Origin of the sequence: Aminobacter carboxidus (assembly GCF_014863355.1) — a bacterium.
In the GTDB taxonomy this organism is placed as follows: Bacteria; Pseudomonadota; Alphaproteobacteria; order Rhizobiales; family Rhizobiaceae; genus Aminobacter; species Aminobacter carboxidus.
The window spans coordinates 279,760-297,240 of sequence record NZ_JACZEP010000007.1 but is presented as its reverse complement, the minus strand read 5'-3'; the positions used below and the strand labels follow the sequence as shown (position 1 = coordinate 297,240).

Genomic DNA, 17,481 nt, shown 5'->3' with positions numbered 1-17,481 from the left:
ATGTTCCGCACCAGTGACATCGTGCTGATCGCCGTCATGGTTGGCGCTGCGGCCTTCACCTACAAGACCAAGGACGAGGCCGAGAACCAGCTCAAGGCCGTCAATAAGATCGAGGCGCAGATCCGTTTCGAGGAAGACACGATCGACTTGCTGAAGGCCGACTGGAGCCTGCTTACCCAGCCTTCGCGCCTGCAGAAGCTGTCGCAGGTCTACGAGACCGAGCTCAAGCTCCAGCCGGTGGATGCGCGCCAGATCGTTGGTCTCAACGACCTGCCGGTCCGGCCCCTGACCATTGAAGACATCACAGCGGAGCGTTTCGGCGGCGTTGCCGAAGCCGTACCCGACCAGACCGTGACCGGAGGGATTGCCCGATGATCGGCTTGCTTGGCAGGAAGCGCGGCAAGGGCGAAGGCAAGGCCTCGATCGTCGTCGACAGCGCGCGCAAGGCGACGGGCGGACGCACGCGCAACCGCGTCGTCATGACCATGGCTGTGTTCTTCGGCATCTATGCCACAATTGCCGGACGCCTTGTTTATCTCGGCATGCAGGACCCCGAGACGTCGTCGGGACCGGAATCGCGCGTCACCGCCTCGCGCCCCGACATCGTCGACCGCAATGGCGAAGTGCTCGCCACCGACATCAAGACCGCATCGCTGTTTGCCGAGCCGCGCCGCATCGTCGATGCCGACGAGGCGATCGAGAAGCTGTCGACCGTTCTGCCCGACCTCGAGGTCGAGCAAACCTATCTCAAACTCAAGAGCGGCACCGGTTTCGTCTGGCTGAAACGCCAGCTGACGCCCAAGCAGCAAGCCGAGATCATGCAGCTCGGCATTCCAGGCATCGGCTTCCGCACTGAAAAACGCCGCTTCTATCCCGGCGGCGAGACGGCCTCGCACATCGTTGGCCTGACCAACATCGACAACAAGGGCATTTCCGGCCTCGAGAAGTACATCGACGACCAGGGTCTCGCCGACCTGCAGGCGTCTGGCCTGGCGATCGCCAAGGACCTCAAGCCGGTCAAGCTTTCCATCGACCTGCGCGTCCAGCACATCGTGCGCGACGAGCTCGTCTCCGCGCTGGAGAAGTACAAGGCGATCGCCGCCGGAGCCGTCGTGCTCGACGTCAAGACAGGCGAAGTGCTGGCCATGGGCTCGGTGCCGGATTTCGACCCCAACAACCCGTTCAATGCCCAGGACAAGGATCGCCTGAATCGCATGTCGGCCGGCCTGTTCGAGATGGGTTCGACGATCAAGAGCTTCACCACCGCGATGGCGCTCGATTCCGGCAAGGTAACGATGGACAGCACCTTCGACGCCCGCCGGCCCATCACCATCGGACGCCAGACCATCCGCGACTTCCACGGCAAGGGCAGGGTGCTGACGGTGCCCGAGGTGTTCATCTATTCGTCCAACATCGGTTCGGCGCGTGAAGCCGACGTCGTCGGCATCGAAGGCCACCGCGAGTTCCTGAAGCGCATGGGCCTGCTCGATCGCATGCAGACGGAGCTGCCCGAGGTAGCCCGTCCGACCGAGCCAAAGGTCTGGAAGAAGGTGCATTCGATCACGATCTCCTTCGGTCACGGCATGTCGACGACGCCGTTGCAGACAGCGGTTGGCGCCGCCGCCCTGATGAATGGCGGCAAGCTGATACCGCCGACGTTCCTGACGCGTACCGAAGCTGAAGCCGATGCGCTTGCGACGCAGGTCATCAAGCCGCAGACCAGCGAGGAGATGAAGTACCTCTACAAGCTCAACGCGACCAAGGGGTCGGGCGGTTCGGGCGCACGGGCGCAGGTCGAGGGTTACCGCGTCGGTGGCAAGACCGGCACCGCCGAAAAGGTCGTCAACGGCCGCTATTCCTCCGACGTCCGTTTCAACGCCTTTCTCGCGGCATTTCCGATGGACAATCCGAAATACGTCGTGTTGACCATCGTCGACGAACCCAAGCGCGAACATCCGGGCGTGGGCGCAACGGCCGGCTTCAATGCGGCCCCCATGGTCGCCAACATTATCCGCCGTTCGGCCTCTCTGCTTGGCGTGAAGCCAGAATTCGGCCAAGAAGGTGGTGCAACTCTGGCTTCTTATCCCTGATTCTGCAGGCGCGCCGGCGGCGCGCCGCTTTGTATGTAGCGAACGGAACTCGATGAAACTGATAGACCTTGCCGGTATCCTGCCCGTCGATGGGGTTGTTCCCAGAGATGTCGAGGTGAGTGGAGTTTCGTCGGATTCGCGTCAGGTGACGCCGGGAACGCTGTTCTTCGCCGTCTCAGGAAGCAAGGCCGATGGCGCGGCCTACGCCGGCGACGCGGCCAAGCGCGGCGCGGTCGCTGTTGTCGCGGCCAAGGGCGCCGATCTGGCCTCGGCCGGCATTCCGGTCATCCCGGTCGACGATCCGCGCCTGGCATTGGCGCTTTCTGCGGCCAAATTCTACGGCCGTCAGCCTGAAACGATGGTCGCGGTCACCGGCACCAGTGGCAAGACCTCGGTCGCCGCCTTCACCCGCCAGATATGGAAGCATGCCGGCTTTGCCGCGGCCAGCATCGGCACCACAGGTGTCGTAGCCCCTGGGCGCGTCGAGTATGGCCAGCTGACCACGCCCGATCCGGTGGCGCTGCACCAGCTGCTCGCCGAACTCGCCGACAGCGGCGTGACTCATGCCTCGATGGAGGCGTCCAGCCACGGGCTCGACCAGCGTCGCCTCGACGGCGTGCACCTCGCAGCTGCGGGCTTCACCAATCTTGGCCGCGACCACATGGATTACCATCCGACGGTCGAGGATTATCACCGCGCCAAGCTGCGCCTGTTCGACACGCTTTTGCCCAAGGGCGCGCCGGCCATCGTCTTCGCCGACGATCTTTGGTCCGAGCCCACCGTCAAGGCAGCGCGTGCCGCCGGCCTCGACGTCTTGACCGTAGGCCGCAACGGCCGGTTCCTCGCGCTCAAGCGCGTCGAGCACGAACGCCACCGCCAGCGTGCCGAAATCGAATGCGGTGGCACCATCTACGAGATCGACCTGCCGCTTGCTGGCGACTTCCAGGTGTCCAATTCGCTCGTTGCCGCCGGCCTTGCCATTGCCACCGGCACCGACGTCGCCAAGGCTTTGGTCGCACTTGAACATCTTGAAGGCGCGCCGGGCCGCCTCGACCTGGTTGGCACCACGACGAATGGTGCGCCCGTCTACGTCGATTACGCCCACAAGCCGGACGCGCTTGAAAACGTACTCGCTGCAGTGCGGCCGTTCACCACCGGCCGCGTCGTCGTCGTGTTCGGCTGCGGCGGCGACCGCGACCGCGGCAAGCGTCCGATCATGGGCGAGATCGCAACGCGGCTTGCGGATGTCACCATCGTCACCGACGACAATCCCCGTTCCGAAGTACCAGCCAGCATCCGCGCGGCGATCATGGAAGCAGCACCGGGCGCCATAGAGATCGCCGACCGCCGCCAGGCGATCCACGACGCCGTTGGTATGCTGCATGCCGGCGACACGCTGATCGTGGCCGGCAAGGGCCACGAGGAAGGCCAGACCATCGGCTCCGAGACGCTGCATTTCTCGGACCATGAGGAAGTCCGCAAGGCACTTGCCGGAGCTGCGGCATGAGCCTTTTGTGGACCTCCGGCGCGCTCGTTGAGGCAACAGGTGGCCGCCCACTCGGTCAGATGCCCGAAGGCATCACTGGCATTTCCATCGACAGCCGCAGCCTGAAGCCAGGCGAAGCCTTTTTCGCCATCAAGGGCGATGCGATGGACGGCCACGACTTCGCCACCGCCGCGATCAAGGCGGGTGCTGGGCTGCTTGTCGTCGCCGAAGGCAAGTTGCCGGCGCTCGGCCGGCTGACGGCGCCGATGATCGTCGTGCCCGACGTGCTCGCAGCACTCGAAAAGGTCGGCATCGCGGCGCGGGCCCGTTCGCGGGCCCGGATTGTCGCGGTCACCGGTTCGGTCGGCAAGACCTCGACGAAGGAAGCGCTGCGCCATGCGTTGTCGTCCGTCGGCAAGGTGCATGCCTCGGCCGCATCGTTCAACAATCACTGGGGCGTGCCGCTGACGCTCGCCCGCATGCCCGAGGATTGCGACTACGCGGTCTTTGAGATCGGCATGAACCATCCCGGCGAGATCAGCCCGCTGGTGCGCATGGTGCGCCCGCACATCGCCATCGTCACCCTGATCGCAGCTGCCCATCTCGGCTTCTTCCGCAATCTCGACGAGATCGCCAAGGCCAAGGCCGAGATATTCGAAGGCGTCGAGCCCGGCGGTGCCGTGCTGCTCAACCGCGACGACGGCCGCTTCAAGCTTCTGGAAAAGTTCGCCCGCGCTGCCGGAATCGACAATGTCATGAGCTATGGCGAAAACGCCCGCGCCAACTTCCGCCTGCTGAAATGCACGCTGGAAGCCGATCACTCGATGATCGTGGCGCGCATCGGCGGTCGCGACGTACCCGCCCGCATCGGCGCGCCCGGACGCCATATCGTCCAGAATGCGCTTGCCGTGCTGGGTGCGGCCCATCTCTGCGGCGCCGACGTACCAACAGTTGCCACCGCGCTCGCCTCGATGACCGCCGAGAGCGGACGCGGCCAGCGGCATATCCTGCAGCTGCCGAACGGGCCGATCACGCTGATCGACGAGAGCTACAACGCCAATCCCGCGTCGATGAAGGCGGCGATCGAGTTGCTCGACGCCACGCCAATCCATGGTGCCGGCCGACGCATCGCCGTGCTTGGCGACATGCTCGAGCTCGGCAGCCATTCGGCCAAGCTGCATCAGGCACTTGCCGAGCTGATCGGCTCCACCAGGACCGACATGGTGCTGATGGCCGGGCCGGAGATGAAAGCACTTGCCGATACGCTGCCCGAGGGGTTCAGGGCCGAATATCGCAGCGGTGTCGAGGAACTGAAATCCGTGCTGCTGACAACGCTGCAGCCCGGCGACGCGGTCATGATCAAGTCGTCGAAAGGCATTGGCTTCAACAGGCTGGTTGAAGCACTCATCAAGACATTCCCGGCACAGGCCGGCAACACCACACCGACCTGACGAGGTCTCGGGGGACCGATACGCATGCTAACTTTGCTTGTCGACTTTGCGGACAAGGTGTCGTTCTTCAACGTCTTCCGCTACATCACCTTCCGCACCGGCGGCGCGCTGATCACCTCGGCGCTGATCGTCTTCATCTTCGGGCCGGCGATCATCAACGCCCTGCGCCTCAGGCAAGGCAAAGGCCAGCCGATCCGCGCAGATGGTCCGCAGACCCATTTCAAGAAGGCCGGCACGCCGACCATGGGCGGGCTGATGATCCTGTGCGGTATCGTCGGTTCGACGCTGTTGTGGGCCAACATCACCTCTGTCTATGTCTGGGTGGTGCTGTTCGTCACACTCGGCTTCGGCGCCATCGGCTTTTATGACGACTATCTCAAGGTTACCAAGCAGTCGCATCTCGGCCTGTCCGGCAAGGCGCGCCTCGGCATCGAGTTCGTGATCGCCGGCATTGCCGCGTGGATCATCATGCGCAATGGCCAGGCACCGTTCTCGTCGTCGCTGACCTTCCCCTTCATCAAGGATTTCCTGCTCAATCTGGGCTGGTTCTTCATTCCCTTCGCCTGCTTCGTCATCGTCGGCGCCGGCAATGCGGTGAACCTGACCGACGGTCTAGACGGTCTGGCGATCGTGCCGATCATGATCGCCGCCGCTTCCTTCGGCGTTATCGCCTATCTCTCGGGTAACGCGGTCTTCGCCGAATACCTGCAGATCCACTTCGTGCCCGGCACCGGCGAACTCGCGGTCATCCTGGGCGCCGTCATTGGTGCTGGTCTCGGCTTCCTGTGGTTCAATGCACCGCCCGCCGCCATCTTCATGGGCGACACCGGGTCGCTGGCGCTCGGCGGTCTGATCGGCACTGTCGCTGTCGCCACCAAGCACGAGATCGTCATGGCCATCGTCGGCGGCTTGTTCGTCATGGAGGCCCTGTCGGTCATCATCCAGGTCGGTTTCTTCAAGATGACCGGCAAGCGGGTATTCCTGATGGCCCCGATCCACCACCATTTCGAAAAGCTTGGCTGGACCGAGAGCCAGGTCGTCATACGCTTCTGGATCATCGCCGTTATCCTGGCGCTGATCGGTCTTTCCACCCTCAAGCTGCGCTGAGGCCTCGATGATCCCCGCGACGTCATTTCAGGGAAAGCGAGTGGCGCTCTTCGGCCTCGGCGGCTCGGGGATCGCGACCGCGCGTGCACTCGCGGAAGGCGGGGCGGACGTGCTTGCCTGGGATGACAATCCCGAAAGCGTGGCCCGCGCAGCCGGCGAGGGGATCGCGACGGGGGATCTGCGCGGTACGGACTGGGCAGGCATCTCGTCCTTCGTGCTGTCGCCGGGCGTGCCGCTGACGCACCCAAAGCCGCACTGGACGGTGGAACTGGCGCGGGGCGCCGGCGTCGAGGTCATCGGCGACATCGAGCTGTTCGCGCGCGAGCGCATCGCAACCGCGCCGACGGCACCGTTCATCGCCATCACCGGTACCAACGGCAAGTCGACGACGACGGCGCTGACCGCGCATATCCTGCAATCGGCGGGGCGCGACACACAGATGGGTGGCAATATCGGCCGCGCCGTGATGACGCTCGATGCGCCGCAGCCTGACCGCCACTATGTCGTAGAGTGCTCGTCCTACCAGATCGACCTCGCACCCTCGGTCAACCCGACCGCCGGCGTGCTGCTCAACCTGACGCCCGACCATCTCGACCGTCACGGCACCATGCAGCACTACGCTTCGATCAAGGAGCGCCTGGTCGCCGGCAGCGAAACCGCCATCATCGGCGTCGACGACATCTATTGCGCCCAGATTGCCGACAGGCTCGAGCGCGTCGGCAAGGAGGTGGTGCGCATTTCCAAGCGACTGCCCCTGACAGACGGCTATTTCGCCGACGGCTCCGACCTGATGGAGGCGATCGACGGCCGCTACAGCCGCATCGCTTTCCTGGAGGGCATCGGTTCGCTGCGCGGCCAGCACAACGCCCAGAACGCGCTCGCGGCGGTGGCTGCCTGCCTCAAGGTCGGGCTCGACCTCGGCGAGATTCAGGCCGGACTCGAAAGCTTCCCCGGCCTTGCCCATCGCATGGAACAGGTCGGCCGCAAGGGGCATGTGCTGTTCATCAACGATTCCAAGGCGACCAATGCCGACGCCGCAGCGCCGGCGCTGTCGAGCTTCCCGCGTATCTACTGGATCGCTGGCGGCCTGCCCAAGGAAGGCGGCATCGAGCCGTTGCGCAGCCTGTTTCCGCGTATCGCCCGGGCCTATCTGATCGGCGAGGCCGCTCCGGCGTTCTCCGCCACCCTGGGCGAGGCTGTGCCCTACGAGATTTCGGGCACGCTGGCCGCAGCGGTCGAGCATGCAGCCGAGGACGCAGCCCGGGACGATACGAGCGAAGCCGTGGTTCTTCTGTCGCCGGCCTGCGCCAGCTTCGACCAGTTCAAGAATTTCGAGATTCGCGGCGAAGCCTTCAGGCAAGCTGTGAATGCTATTGATGGCGTCAGCGCTATCGGAGGGGCAAGATAATGGCCAGCCGTCTCGACAGAAGTCCCGTCGCCCTGTGGTGGTGGACGGTCGATCGCTGGTTCCTCGCGGCATTCCTGTCGCTGATGGGACTGGGCATCGTGCTTTCATTCGCCGCAAGCCCGGCAGTCGCCGAGCGCATTGGCCTCGGCAGTTTCCATTTCGCCACGCGCCAGATCATCTTCACCATCCCCGCACTGGCGGTGATGATCGCTGTGTCGTTCCTCGAAGTGCGCCAGATCAGGCGCACGGCGCTGGTGATGCTATGCATCATGCTGGTGATGATGGTGGCGGTGCTGTTCATCGGCGTCGAGGTCAAGGGCGCGCGGCGCTGGCTGTCGCTGGCCGGGGTCTCGATCCAGCCGTCGGAGTTCCTCAAGCCGGCTTTTGTCGTGATCTGCGCCTGGCTGTTTGCCGAACATGACCGCCAGCCCGAAATTCCGGGCAACCTGTTCGCCATGATCCTGCTTGGCCTCGTCGTTGCTTTGCTCGTGGCGCAGCCCGACCTTGGCCAGACGATGCTGGTGCTGGGCACCTGGGGCGTGATGTTTTTCATGGCCGGCATGTCGTGGTTCTGGATCATCGCGCTCGGTTGTACCGCCGTGGGTGGCCTGTTTGCCGCCTACACCATCTTCCCGCACGTTGCCGGCCGCATCGACCGCTTCATGACCGGCGAGGGCGACACGTTCCAGGTCGACATGGGCCGCGACGCCATCATCAATGGCGGCTGGTTCGGCGTCGGACCGGGTGAGGGCGTCGTGAAGCGCATCATTCCGGATAGCCACGCCGACTTCATCTTCTCGGTCGCGGGCGAAGAGTTCGGCATCATCCTGTGCCTGGCCATCATGGCGATCTTCGCCTTCATCGTGCTGCGCGGCCTGCGCACCGCGCTCAAGGAACATGACGATTTTACCCGCTACGCCGTGGCCGGCCTTGTCGTCGTGTTCGGCTTCCAGTCGGTCATCAACATGGGTGTGAACCTGCAGCTGATGCCGGCCAAGGGCATGACGCTGCCCTTCATCTCCTATGGCGGCTCGTCGCTGATCGCGATCGCGATTTCGATGGGCATGGTGCTGGCACTGACGCGCAAGAAGCCGGAAAAACTCAGGCCGGGCGGTTTCTCGGCCATGCCGCGCCACGCGGTTCCGGCCGAATAACATGGCCAAGGGAACTATCATGCTTGCCGCCGGCGGGACCGGCGGCCATCTTTTTCCGGCCGAGGCGCTGGCGCATGAGCTGACGGCACGCGGCTGGCAGGTGCATCTCGCCACCGACGACCGCGCCGAACGTTTCGCCGGCAAGTTTCCAGCCACGGCCATCCATTCGATCTCCTCATCCACCATCGGTTCGAAGAACCCGGTTGCGCTGCTGCGCGCCTTCTGGAGCATCTGGCGCGGCGTACGCCAGGCCTCGCAGGTGATCGTCAAGGTCAAGCCTTCCGTCGTCATCGGCTTTGGCGGCTACCCGACGCTGCCGCCGCTCTATGCCGCGACGCGCCGTGGCGTGCCGTCGATGGTGCATGAGCAGAACGCTGTCATGGGCCGCGCCAACAAGGCGCTGGCGGCAAGGGTCGATGCGGTCGCCGGCGGCTTCCTGCCCGAAAATGCGGGCGCCAACAGCGCCAAGGTCGTGGTGACGGGCAATCCGGTGCGGCCGGCGGTCATCGAGGCGGCGAAGACGGCATATGCGGCGTCGACCGGTTCGGAGGCCTTCAACCTTCTGGTCTTCGGCGGCAGCCAGGGCGCGCAGTTCTTTTCCGATGCGGTTCCAGGCGCGATTGCGCTGCTGAGCGAAGTGCAGCGCAATCGCCTGCGCGTTACCCAGCAGGCGCGCGCCGAGGATGCCGACAAGGTCAAGTCGGCATATGCCAAGCTCGGCATCGCGGCCGACGTTTCGCCGTTCTTCACCGACATGGCGCAGCGTATGGCGGCAGCACATCTGGTGATGTCGCGCTCCGGTGCTTCGACGGTCTCCGAGATCGCCGTGATCGGCCGTCCGGCGTTGCTGGTGCCCTATCCCCATGCGCTCGACCACGACCAGGCCGCCAATGCGGCACGACTGGCTGCGGCCGGCGGCGGCGAAGTACATCCGCAGGCAACGCTTTCACCGGAGCGCATTGCCGAGCTCGTCGGCGGCGCGATGGACGATCCGGAGCGGCTGGAGAAGATGGCGGCTGCCGCCAGGTCAGTCGGCAAAGCAGACGCCACACGGTTGCTCGCCGACCTCGCAGAGGCTATTGCGTCCAAAATACCCGTTGCGGAATTCAAGAAAGGAATGCGCTCATGAAGATGCCGCAGACCATCGGCCTCGTGCATTTCATCGGTATTGGCGGCATCGGCATGAGCGGCATCGCCGAGGTGCTGCACAATCTCGGCTACAAGGTGCAGGGCTCCGACCAGTCCGAGAGCGCCAACGTCCAGCGCCTGCGTGACAAGGGCATCGAGTGCTTCGTCGGCCACAAGGCCGAGAACCTGGGCGACGCCGAGGTCATCGTCGTCTCGACGGCGATCAAGAAGACCAACCCCGAACTCAAGGCCGCGCGCGAAAAATTGCTGCCGGTGGTGCGCCGCGCCGAAATGCTGGCCGAGCTGATGCGCTTCCGCAATGCGGTCGCGATCGGCGGCACCCACGGCAAGACGACAACCACCTCGATGGTGGCGACGCTGCTCGACGCCGGCGGGCTCGACCCGACGGTCATCAATGGCGGCATCATCAATGCCTACGGCACCAACGCCCGCATGGGCGAGGGCGAGTGGATGGTTGTCGAGGCCGACGAGAGCGACGGCACCTTCCTCAAGCTGCCCGCCGACGTTGCCGTGGTCACCAACATCGACCCCGAACATCTCGACCACTACGGCACCTTCGACAAGGTACGCGAGGCGTTTCGCCAGTTCGTCGAGAACGTGCCGTTCTACGGATTTGGCGTGATGTGCACCGACCATCCCGAAGTCCAGGCGCTGGTCAGCCACATCGAGGACCGCCGCGTCATCACCTATGGCGAAAACGCCCAGGCCGACGTGCGCTTCACCAATCACCGCATGGATGGCGCCGTGTCGGTGTTCGATGTCGTCATCCGCAACCGCAAGTCGGCGTCGTCAACCACCATCGAGGGCCTGCGCCTGCCGATGCCTGGCCGCCACAACGTATCCAATGCCACTGCCGCCATTGCAGTCGCGACCGAACTCGGCATCACGCCCGAAGCGGTCAAGCGCGGCCTGCTGTCGTTCGGTGGCGTGAAGCGCCGGTTCACCCACACCGGCACCTGGAACGGCGTCGAGGTGTTTGACGATTACGGCCACCATCCGGTCGAGATCAAGGCGGTGCTCAGTGCCGCGCGCGAGGCCACCAAGGGCCGCGTCATCGCAATTGCCCAGCCGCATCGCTTCACCCGCTTGCGCGACCTGTTCGACGATTTTGCGGCGTGCTTCAACGATGCCGACACGGTCATGATCGCCCCGGTCTACAATGCCGGCGAAGATCCGATCGACGGCATCAACTCGGAGACCCTGACCGCGCGCATCCGCACCGGCGGTCACCGTGACGCCCGCTACATCGACGGCCCTGCCGCTGTCGTGCCGATCGTGCGCGAACTGGCCAAGCCGGGTGACTTCGTCGTTTATCTCGGCGCTGGCAACATCACGCAGTGGGCCTATGCGCTGCCGGGCGAACTCGCCGGAGGCGGATCGTGATCGGAGGCGAGGCGCTCATCGCAAAACTCGGCGATCGCCTGTCCGGCTTGCGCGGGCGCATCACGCCCAGCGCCGAGATGGAAAAGATCACCTGGTTCCGCGCCGGTGGCCTGGCCCAGGCGCTGTTCCAGCCCGCCGACGAGGAAGACCTCGCCGCGTTCCTGAAGGCGGTGCCTGAAGAAATCCCCGTCATGGTCGTCGGCATCGGCTCCAATCTTCTGGTGCGCGAGGGCGGCATCCCAGGCTTTGTCGTTCGCCTGTCGGCAAAAGGATTCGGCGAGGCCGAGGCCATCTCGCCAACCGGCATCAAGGCCGGTGCGGCAACGCCCGACAAGCGCGTGGCGGCACTCGCGCATGATAGCGGCATCGGTGGCTTCCATTTCTACCACGGCATCCCCGGTGCCATTGGCGGGGCGCTGCGCATGAATGCGGGTGCCAACGGCGTCGAGACGCGCGAGCGCGTCGTCGAGGTTCGGGCGCTCGACCGCCAGGGCAATCTGCATGTGCTGTCCAATGCCGACATGGGCTACGCCTATCGCCACTCCGCTGCCGCCGCCGACCTGATCTTCACCTCGGCGACCTTCGAGGGTTATGCCGAAGACAAGGATGCGATCAAGGCGGCGATGGATGCGGTCCAGCATCATCGCGAAACCGTGCAGCCGATCCGCGAGAAAACCGGCGGCTCGACCTTCAAGAATCCCGAGGGCACGTCAGCCTGGAAGGAAATCGACAATGCCGGCTGCCGCGGGCTGATGATCGGCGGTGCGCAGATGTCACCGCTGCATTGCAATTTCATGATCAACACCGGCAATGCCACCGGCTACGACCTGGAGTATCTCGGCGAGACAGTACGCAGCCGGGTGCTGGAAAATTCCGGCATTCGCCTGCACTGGGAAATCAAGCGCATCGGGCACTTCAAGCCCGGCCACGAAGTGCAGGAGTTCCTTGGGCAATTGCTCTAGTTGTGGCAGCTGCGGCGGACCCGCCGGAGCGTATCAAAACCATCTGAATTGACGATTTTCAAAAGGCCTCGGCGCATCCTCGTCGGGGCCTTTTTGCGACCAGAATTCCGCCTTTTCCAACCGTCATCCTGCAGATCATCGGAAAGCGCATTGGTCATGAAATTGCAACGAATTCCAATCGGCTCTTGCCACGGAATCAAGTCTCTGATTCTCTGACCTAAAGTGTTTCCTGATTTGAGTCGCGTGACGCGTAGCCCGCGTTTCCAGCCGGAAGTCCAACTTCCGGGTGCTCTTATTTAGTCTTTGGAAACAAGGTGTTGTGTCCGAGTCGAGAGGGGACCTCAGGGGATGAAGTCAAAGCACGTCGCTGTCCTGATGGGCGGGTTTTCGTCCGAGCGGCCTGTGTCCCTGTCGTCTGGCAATGCCTGTGCCGAAGCGCTCGAGCAGGTGGGCTATCAGGTCACGCGAGTCGACGTCGATCGCGATGTCGGTGCGGTGCTTTCGGCGCTCAAGCCGGATGTCGCATTCAACGCTCTGCATGGTCCTTTCGGCGAGGACGGCACCATCCAGGGCATCCTCGAATATCTCGGCATTCCCTACACCCATTCAGGCGTGCTGGCCTCGGCGTTGGCGATGAACAAGGAGCAGTCGAAGAAGGTGGCCAAGGCTGCCGGCATTCCGATTGCCGAAAGCAGGGTTCTCGACCGTTTCGCCATTGGCAACCAGCACCCGATGAAGCCGCCTTACGTGGTCAAGCCGGTGTCGGAAGGATCGAGCTTCGGCGTGGTCATCGTCAAGGAAGACCAGTCGCATCCACCTCAGGTCATCTCCTCGTCGGAATGGCGTTACGGCGACACCGTGATGGTCGAGCGCTACGTCCATGGCCGCGAACTGACCTGCGCCGTGATGGGCGATGTCGCGCTTGGCGTCTGCGAGATCGTCCCGACGGGTCATGCCTTCTACGATTATGATTCAAAATATGTAGCTGGCGGATCAAAGCACGAATGCCCCGCGAAAGTTTCACCGAATATTTACCAAAAAATACAAACACTGGCGCTCAAGGCTCACCAAGCGATCGGGTGCCGGGGCGTCTCCCGATCTGACTTCCGGTACGACGACCGCCATTCCGAAAATGGAGAGGTCGTCTGGCTGGAGGTTAACACGCAACCCGGCATGACGCCGACGTCGCTGGTGCCTGAGATTGCCGCCCACGCCGGGCATTCGTTTGGTGAGTTGTTGAGTTGGATGGTGGAGGACGCTTCGTGTTTGCGTTGAGATCGGGACAGAACAGAAGGATGGGTGGTGCTGCGCCGCGCGTCTTCGGGCTGTCCTTGTCCGCGGAGCATTTCGTGCTGCCGCGGCTGCTGCGCAAGCCCGTCCGCATGCTGTCACGCTTCGGGCGCGGGGAGTTCACGCCTCCGCCCTATGCCGCGTCGATGCTGACGGCGGCGTTTCTCTGCGCAAGCTCGCTTTACGGCGCTTATCTCGGTGGCCACTTCCCGGCGATGGTTCAGGGCGTGACCGCCCGCAGCGGTTTTGCCGTCGACCAGATCAAGGTGTCGGGCAACCGCGAAACCTCCGAGATCGACATTCTCGACAAGCTAGAGCTCGACGGCTGGACATCGCTCGTTGGCTTCAATCCGGAAGAAGCGCGCGAGCGCATCGTCAGCCTGCCCTGGGTTCGCGATGCCGCGGTGCGCAAGGTCTATCCCGATACCATCGAGGTTCGCATCGACGAGCGCGATGCCTTTGCCATCTGGCAGCATGGCAGCCAGCTCAGCGTCGTCGAAAAGGATGGCAAGATCATTGCCCCGTACGCTGGCGGACGCCAGCTGGCGCTGCCGCTGGTCATCGGCTTTGGCGCCGCCGACCGTGCCGCGGACTTCGTCGCCAGGGTGCAGGCGTTCCCCGAACTGGCAGCGCGCGTGAAGGGCTACATCCGTGTTGGTGAGCGGCGGTGGGATTTGCGCCTCGACAACGGAATCACCGTCAAGCTGCCCGAGAATCAGGTCGATGCAGCGCTCGCCGATTTGGCCGATCTCGACCGCGAGAACGCGCTTTTGACGCGTGACATCTCCGCCGTGGACATGCGCTTCGGCGATCGACTGGTGGTGCAGCTCACGCCGGAAGCGGTTGAGCGTCGTGCCGACGCGCTGAAAACCAAGCCGAAAGCCCTCAAGGCGAAGGCGGAGAAGAGAATATGAGCTGGCTTGGCGGTCAAAAAGATCCGGTTTCGCGTCGCTCGGGCATCCTTACGGTGCTCGATGTCGGTTCGAACAAGGTCTGCTGCGTGGTCGCCAAGCTGAAGCCGGCTGAAGGCAGCCAGTTGCTCAAGGGACGCACCCATCAGGCCCAGGTCATCGGCATCGGCCATCAGAAGTCGCAAGGCGTGAAGTCGGGTGTCGTCGTCGACCTCGACCGCGCCGAACACGCCATCCGTCTCGCCGTCGACGCCGCCGAGCGCATGGCCGGGCTGACCGCCGACTCGCTGATCGTCAATCTGTCGGCTGGCCGTATCAAGAGCGAGTCGTTTTCGGCAATGATCAATCTCGGAGGCCATGAGGTCGACGAATCCGACGTCCAGCGCGTTCTCGCCGCCGGCGCCAAGCAGGCGCTCAGGGCAGAGCGCGACGTCATCCACTCGCTGCCAGTCGCCTTTTCGCTCGACGCAGAGCGCGGCGTGCGCGATCCGCGCCGCATGGTCGGCGACACGCTTGGTGTCGATATGCATGTGCTGACGGGCGATTCGGCGCCTATGCGCAATCTCGAGCTTTGCATCAATCGCTCGCACCTGTCGGTCGAGCACATGGTTGCAACGCCTTACGCCAGCGGCCTCGCAGCACTCGTCGACGACGAACTCGAAATGGGCGCTGCCTGCATCGACATGGGCGGCGGCACGACGACGCTCTCGGTCTTCTCCGAGGGGCGCTTCGTGCATGCCGACGCCATTCCGGTCGGCGGCAACCACGTCACCATGGACATGGCCAAGGGCCTGTCGACACGCCTCGACGATGCCGAGCGGCTCAAGGTCATGCACGGTTCGGCGCTGCCCGGCACCACCGACGACCGCGACCTGATCAGCATCCAGCCGATTGGCGTCGACGATAACGACGTTCCCCTGCAGATCCCGCGCTCAGTGATGACGCGCATCATTCGCGCCCGCATCGACGAGACGCTGGAACTGCTTCGCGACCGGCTCAACAAGTCGGGTTACGGCAATGCGGTTGGCAAGCGCGTCGTTTTGACGGGCGGCGCCAGCCAGCTCGTCGGGCTGCCCGAGGCAGCACGTCGCATTCTCGGCCGCAATGTGCGCATCGGCCGCCCGCTTGGCGTGGCAGGTCTGCCGGAGGCGGCCAAGGGGCCGGCTTTCGCGACCGCCGTCGGGCTCCTCATCTACCCGCAGATGGCTGGCATCGAAAGCCAGTCTGCGAAAGGGATTTCCCGTTACAGGGCAACGGGAACTGGCGGAAAACTGCATCGCATGAGTCAGTGGTTGAGAGACAGTTTTTAGGAATTGACGGGGGCAGCCCCATAAACGGCCGCACGGCGAAGCGGTTCGAAAGGCAAAAAGGACGAGGACTATGACGATCAATCTGCAGAAGCCGGACATCACCGAGCTCAAGCCCCGCATCACCGTCTTCGGTGTTGGCGGTGGCGGCGGCAATGCCGTCAACAACATGATCACTGCTGGTCTGCGCGGCGTCGAGTTCGTCGTAGCCAACACCGATGCTCAGGCACTCACCATGTCGAAGGCCGAGCGTCTCATCCAGCTCGGCGCGCATGTCACCGAGGGCCTTGGCGCTGGTTCGCAGCCGGAAGTCGGCCGCGCCGCCGCTGAAGAGTGCATCGACGAGATCATCGATCACCTGTCGAATACCCACATGTGCTTCGTCACCGCCGGCATGGGCGGCGGAACCGGCACCGGCGCTGCTCCCGTCGTTGCCCGCGCGGCGCGCGAAAAGGGCATCCTGACAGTCGGCGTCGTCACCAAGCCGTTCCACTTCGAAGGCCAGCGCCGCATGAAGACGGCCGACTACGGTATCGAAGAGCTGCAGAAGTGCGTCGACACGCTGATCGTCATCCCGAACCAGAACCTGTTCCGTCTGGCCAATGACAAGACGACCTTCGCGGACGCATTCGCCATGGCCGACCAGGTGCTCTACTCGGGCGTCGCCTGCATCACCGACCTGATGGTCAAGGAAGGCCTGATCAATCTCGACTTTGCCGACGTCCGTTCGGTGATGCGCGAGATGGGCAAGGCGATGATGGGCACCGGCGAAGCTTCGGGCGAGGGCCGTGCGATGGCCGCTGCCGAAGCAGCGATTGCCAACCCGCTGCTCGACGAGACCTCGATGAAGGGCGCCAAGGGCCTGCTGATCTCGATCACTGGCGGCCGCGACCTGACGCTGTTTGAAGTCGACGAAGCTGCGACCCGCATCCGCGAGGAAGTCGACCAGGACGCCAACATCATCTTGGGCGCCACCTTCGACGAAGACCTCGAAGGCGTCATCCGGGTGTCGGTTGTTGCCACCGGCATCGACAAGTCGGCAGCTGACATGGCTGCGGCACCGCTGACAATCCGTCAGGCGCCGAAGCCCGCTCCGCGTGCGGTCGAGCCGGCCCGTCCTGTCCTGCAGGCCGCTCCGGTCGAGCAGCCGCGCATGGAAGTGCGCACCAGCGACCCGGTCGCCGAGGCAATCCGCCTTGCCGAATCCAATGCCGCAGCGATGGCGCAGCCGCGTCCCGCTGCTCCGCAGGGTGAAGAGTTCCGCCCACAGAGCAAGCTGTTTTCGGCTCCGCCTGCCCAGCCGCAGGCCCAGCAGTACCAGCCGCAGCAGTTCCAGCAGCCCGCACCGCAGCCGGTGGCCCAGCCACAGGTGGCACCGCAGCGCGAGATGATGCAGCCGGCACAGGTCCAGCCGCGCATGCCGCGTGTCGAGGACTTCCCGCCGATGGTGAAAGCCGAGGTGGAAGCCAAGGCACAGCCGGCCGAGCACCATGAGGACCGCGGTCCGATGGGCCTGCTCAAGCGCCTGACCAGCGGCCTGACCCGTCGTGAGGAAGAGCCGGCACGCCTGCAGCCCGCGCAGCCGCGCGAGCCCAAGCTGCGCCAGCCGGCACCCGAGCAGCGCCGCATGACCAGCCAGGAATCGCAGCTCTACGCGCCGCGCCGCGGACAGCTCGACGAACATGGCCGCCTGGCACCGCAGGCACGGACTCAGGAAGACGACCAGCTGGAGATTCCGGCGTTCCTTCGCCGGCAAGCCAACTGATCTGTGAACGACCGGTAA

At 64.2% G+C, this 17,481-nt stretch carries 14 protein-coding genes; all 14 read left to right on the top strand.

Annotated features, from left to right (window positions below):
* The 14 genes from ftsL to ftsZ all read left to right on the top strand — a co-directional run bounded on the left by ftsL (position 1) and on the right by ftsZ (position 17,463).
* On the top strand, positions 1 to 375 hold the full coding sequence (ftsL, locus tag IHE39_RS21860; RefSeq protein WP_184767131.1) for a cell division protein FtsL: 375 nt from the start codon (positions 1 to 3) through the stop codon (positions 373 to 375).
* A complete protein-coding gene (locus tag IHE39_RS21855; protein WP_192567939.1) occupies positions 372 to 2,090 on the top strand; it encodes a peptidoglycan D,D-transpeptidase FtsI family protein in 1,719 nt (572 codons plus the stop codon). The genes ftsL and IHE39_RS21855 overlap by 4 nt, the downstream gene beginning before the upstream one ends.
* Before the next feature lie 52 nt (positions 2,091 to 2,142).
* Positions 2,143 to 3,597 carry a UDP-N-acetylmuramoyl-L-alanyl-D-glutamate--2,6-diaminopimelate ligase gene (locus tag IHE39_RS21850; RefSeq protein WP_192567938.1) on the top strand — a complete coding sequence of 485 codons (1,455 nt, stop codon included), beginning with the start codon at positions 2,143 to 2,145 and terminating at the stop codon, positions 3,595 to 3,597.
* On the top strand, positions 3,594 to 5,027 hold the full coding sequence (locus IHE39_RS21845) for a UDP-N-acetylmuramoylalanyl-D-glutamyl-2,6-diaminopimelate--D-alanyl-D-alanine ligase (RefSeq protein ID WP_184767134.1): 1,434 nt from the start codon (positions 3,594 to 3,596) through the stop codon (positions 5,025 to 5,027). The genes IHE39_RS21850 and IHE39_RS21845 overlap by 4 nt, the downstream gene beginning before the upstream one ends.
* Positions 5,028 to 5,051: 24 nt before the next feature.
* Entirely contained in the window at positions 5,052 to 6,134 is a 1,083-nt protein-coding gene (gene mraY, locus IHE39_RS21840) for a phospho-N-acetylmuramoyl-pentapeptide-transferase (protein WP_184767135.1), read from the top strand.
* A 7-nt stretch (positions 6,135 to 6,141) separates the two neighbouring features.
* Entirely contained in the window at positions 6,142 to 7,542 is a 1,401-nt protein-coding gene (gene murD, locus IHE39_RS21835; RefSeq protein WP_192567937.1) for a UDP-N-acetylmuramoyl-L-alanine--D-glutamate ligase, read from the top strand.
* A complete protein-coding gene (gene ftsW, locus IHE39_RS21830; RefSeq protein ID WP_184767137.1) occupies positions 7,542 to 8,696 on the top strand; it encodes a putative lipid II flippase FtsW in 1,155 nt (384 codons plus the stop codon). Before murD ends, ftsW begins: the two co-directional genes overlap by 1 nt.
* 1 nt (position 8,697) lies before the next feature.
* Entirely contained in the window at positions 8,698 to 9,825 is a 1,128-nt protein-coding gene (murG, locus tag IHE39_RS21825) for an undecaprenyldiphospho-muramoylpentapeptide beta-N-acetylglucosaminyltransferase (protein WP_192567936.1), read from the top strand.
* The gene (gene murC, locus IHE39_RS21820; RefSeq protein WP_184767139.1) at positions 9,822 to 11,228 is read left to right on the top strand and encodes a UDP-N-acetylmuramate--L-alanine ligase; all 1,407 of its coding nucleotides are present in this window, start codon (positions 9,822 to 9,824) and stop codon (positions 11,226 to 11,228) included. The genes murG and murC overlap by 4 nt, the downstream gene beginning before the upstream one ends.
* Positions 11,225 to 12,190: a UDP-N-acetylmuramate dehydrogenase gene (gene murB, locus IHE39_RS21815; protein WP_184767140.1), complete on the top strand. Its 966-nt coding sequence runs from the start codon at positions 11,225 to 11,227 to the stop codon at positions 12,188 to 12,190. The genes murC and murB overlap by 4 nt, the downstream gene beginning before the upstream one ends.
* Positions 12,191 to 12,538: 348 nt before the next feature.
* On the top strand, positions 12,539 to 13,465 hold the full coding sequence (locus IHE39_RS21810) for a D-alanine--D-alanine ligase (protein WP_184767141.1): 927 nt from the start codon (positions 12,539 to 12,541) through the stop codon (positions 13,463 to 13,465).
* Positions 13,453 to 14,394, top strand: coding sequence for a cell division protein FtsQ/DivIB (locus IHE39_RS21805; RefSeq protein WP_312880708.1), 942 nt, complete (start codon positions 13,453 to 13,455; stop codon positions 14,392 to 14,394). The genes IHE39_RS21810 and IHE39_RS21805 overlap by 13 nt, the downstream gene beginning before the upstream one ends.
* Positions 14,391 to 15,701: a cell division protein FtsA gene (ftsA, locus tag IHE39_RS21800; RefSeq protein ID WP_192567935.1), complete on the top strand. Its 1,311-nt coding sequence runs from the start codon at positions 14,391 to 14,393 to the stop codon at positions 15,699 to 15,701. The genes IHE39_RS21805 and ftsA overlap by 4 nt, the downstream gene beginning before the upstream one ends.
* Before the next feature lie 70 nt (positions 15,702 to 15,771).
* Positions 15,772 to 17,463 (top strand): cell division protein FtsZ, encoded by a 1,692-nt coding sequence (ftsZ, locus tag IHE39_RS21795; RefSeq protein ID WP_184767143.1) that lies wholly within the window; start codon positions 15,772 to 15,774, stop codon positions 17,461 to 17,463.
* Positions 17,464 to 17,481: the final 18 nt, after the last annotated feature.

Coding starts and splice junctions, on each gene's coding strand:
- murG (WP_192567936.1), top strand. CDS start 8,698: ATGGCCAAGGGAACTATCATGCTTGCCGCCGGCGGGACCGGCGGCCAT.
- IHE39_RS21810 (WP_184767141.1), top strand. CDS start 12,539: ATGAAGTCAAAGCACGTCGCTGTCCTGATGGGCGGGTTTTCGTCCGAG.
- ftsZ (WP_184767143.1), top strand. CDS start 15,772: ATGACGATCAATCTGCAGAAGCCGGACATCACCGAGCTCAAGCCCCGC.
- murD (WP_192567937.1), top strand. CDS start 6,142: ATGATCCCCGCGACGTCATTTCAGGGAAAGCGAGTGGCGCTCTTCGGC.
- IHE39_RS21845 (WP_184767134.1), top strand. CDS start 3,594: ATGAGCCTTTTGTGGACCTCCGGCGCGCTCGTTGAGGCAACAGGTGGC.
- IHE39_RS21855 (WP_192567939.1), top strand. CDS start 372: ATGATCGGCTTGCTTGGCAGGAAGCGCGGCAAGGGCGAAGGCAAGGCC.
- ftsW (WP_184767137.1), top strand. CDS start 7,542: ATGGCCAGCCGTCTCGACAGAAGTCCCGTCGCCCTGTGGTGGTGGACG.
- murC (WP_184767139.1), top strand. CDS start 9,822: ATGAAGATGCCGCAGACCATCGGCCTCGTGCATTTCATCGGTATTGGC.
- ftsA (WP_192567935.1), top strand. CDS start 14,391: ATGAGCTGGCTTGGCGGTCAAAAAGATCCGGTTTCGCGTCGCTCGGGC.
- IHE39_RS21850 (WP_192567938.1), top strand. CDS start 2,143: ATGAAACTGATAGACCTTGCCGGTATCCTGCCCGTCGATGGGGTTGTT.
- ftsL (WP_184767131.1), top strand. CDS start 1: ATGTTCCGCACCAGTGACATCGTGCTGATCGCCGTCATGGTTGGCGCT.
- mraY (WP_184767135.1), top strand. CDS start 5,052: ATGCTAACTTTGCTTGTCGACTTTGCGGACAAGGTGTCGTTCTTCAAC.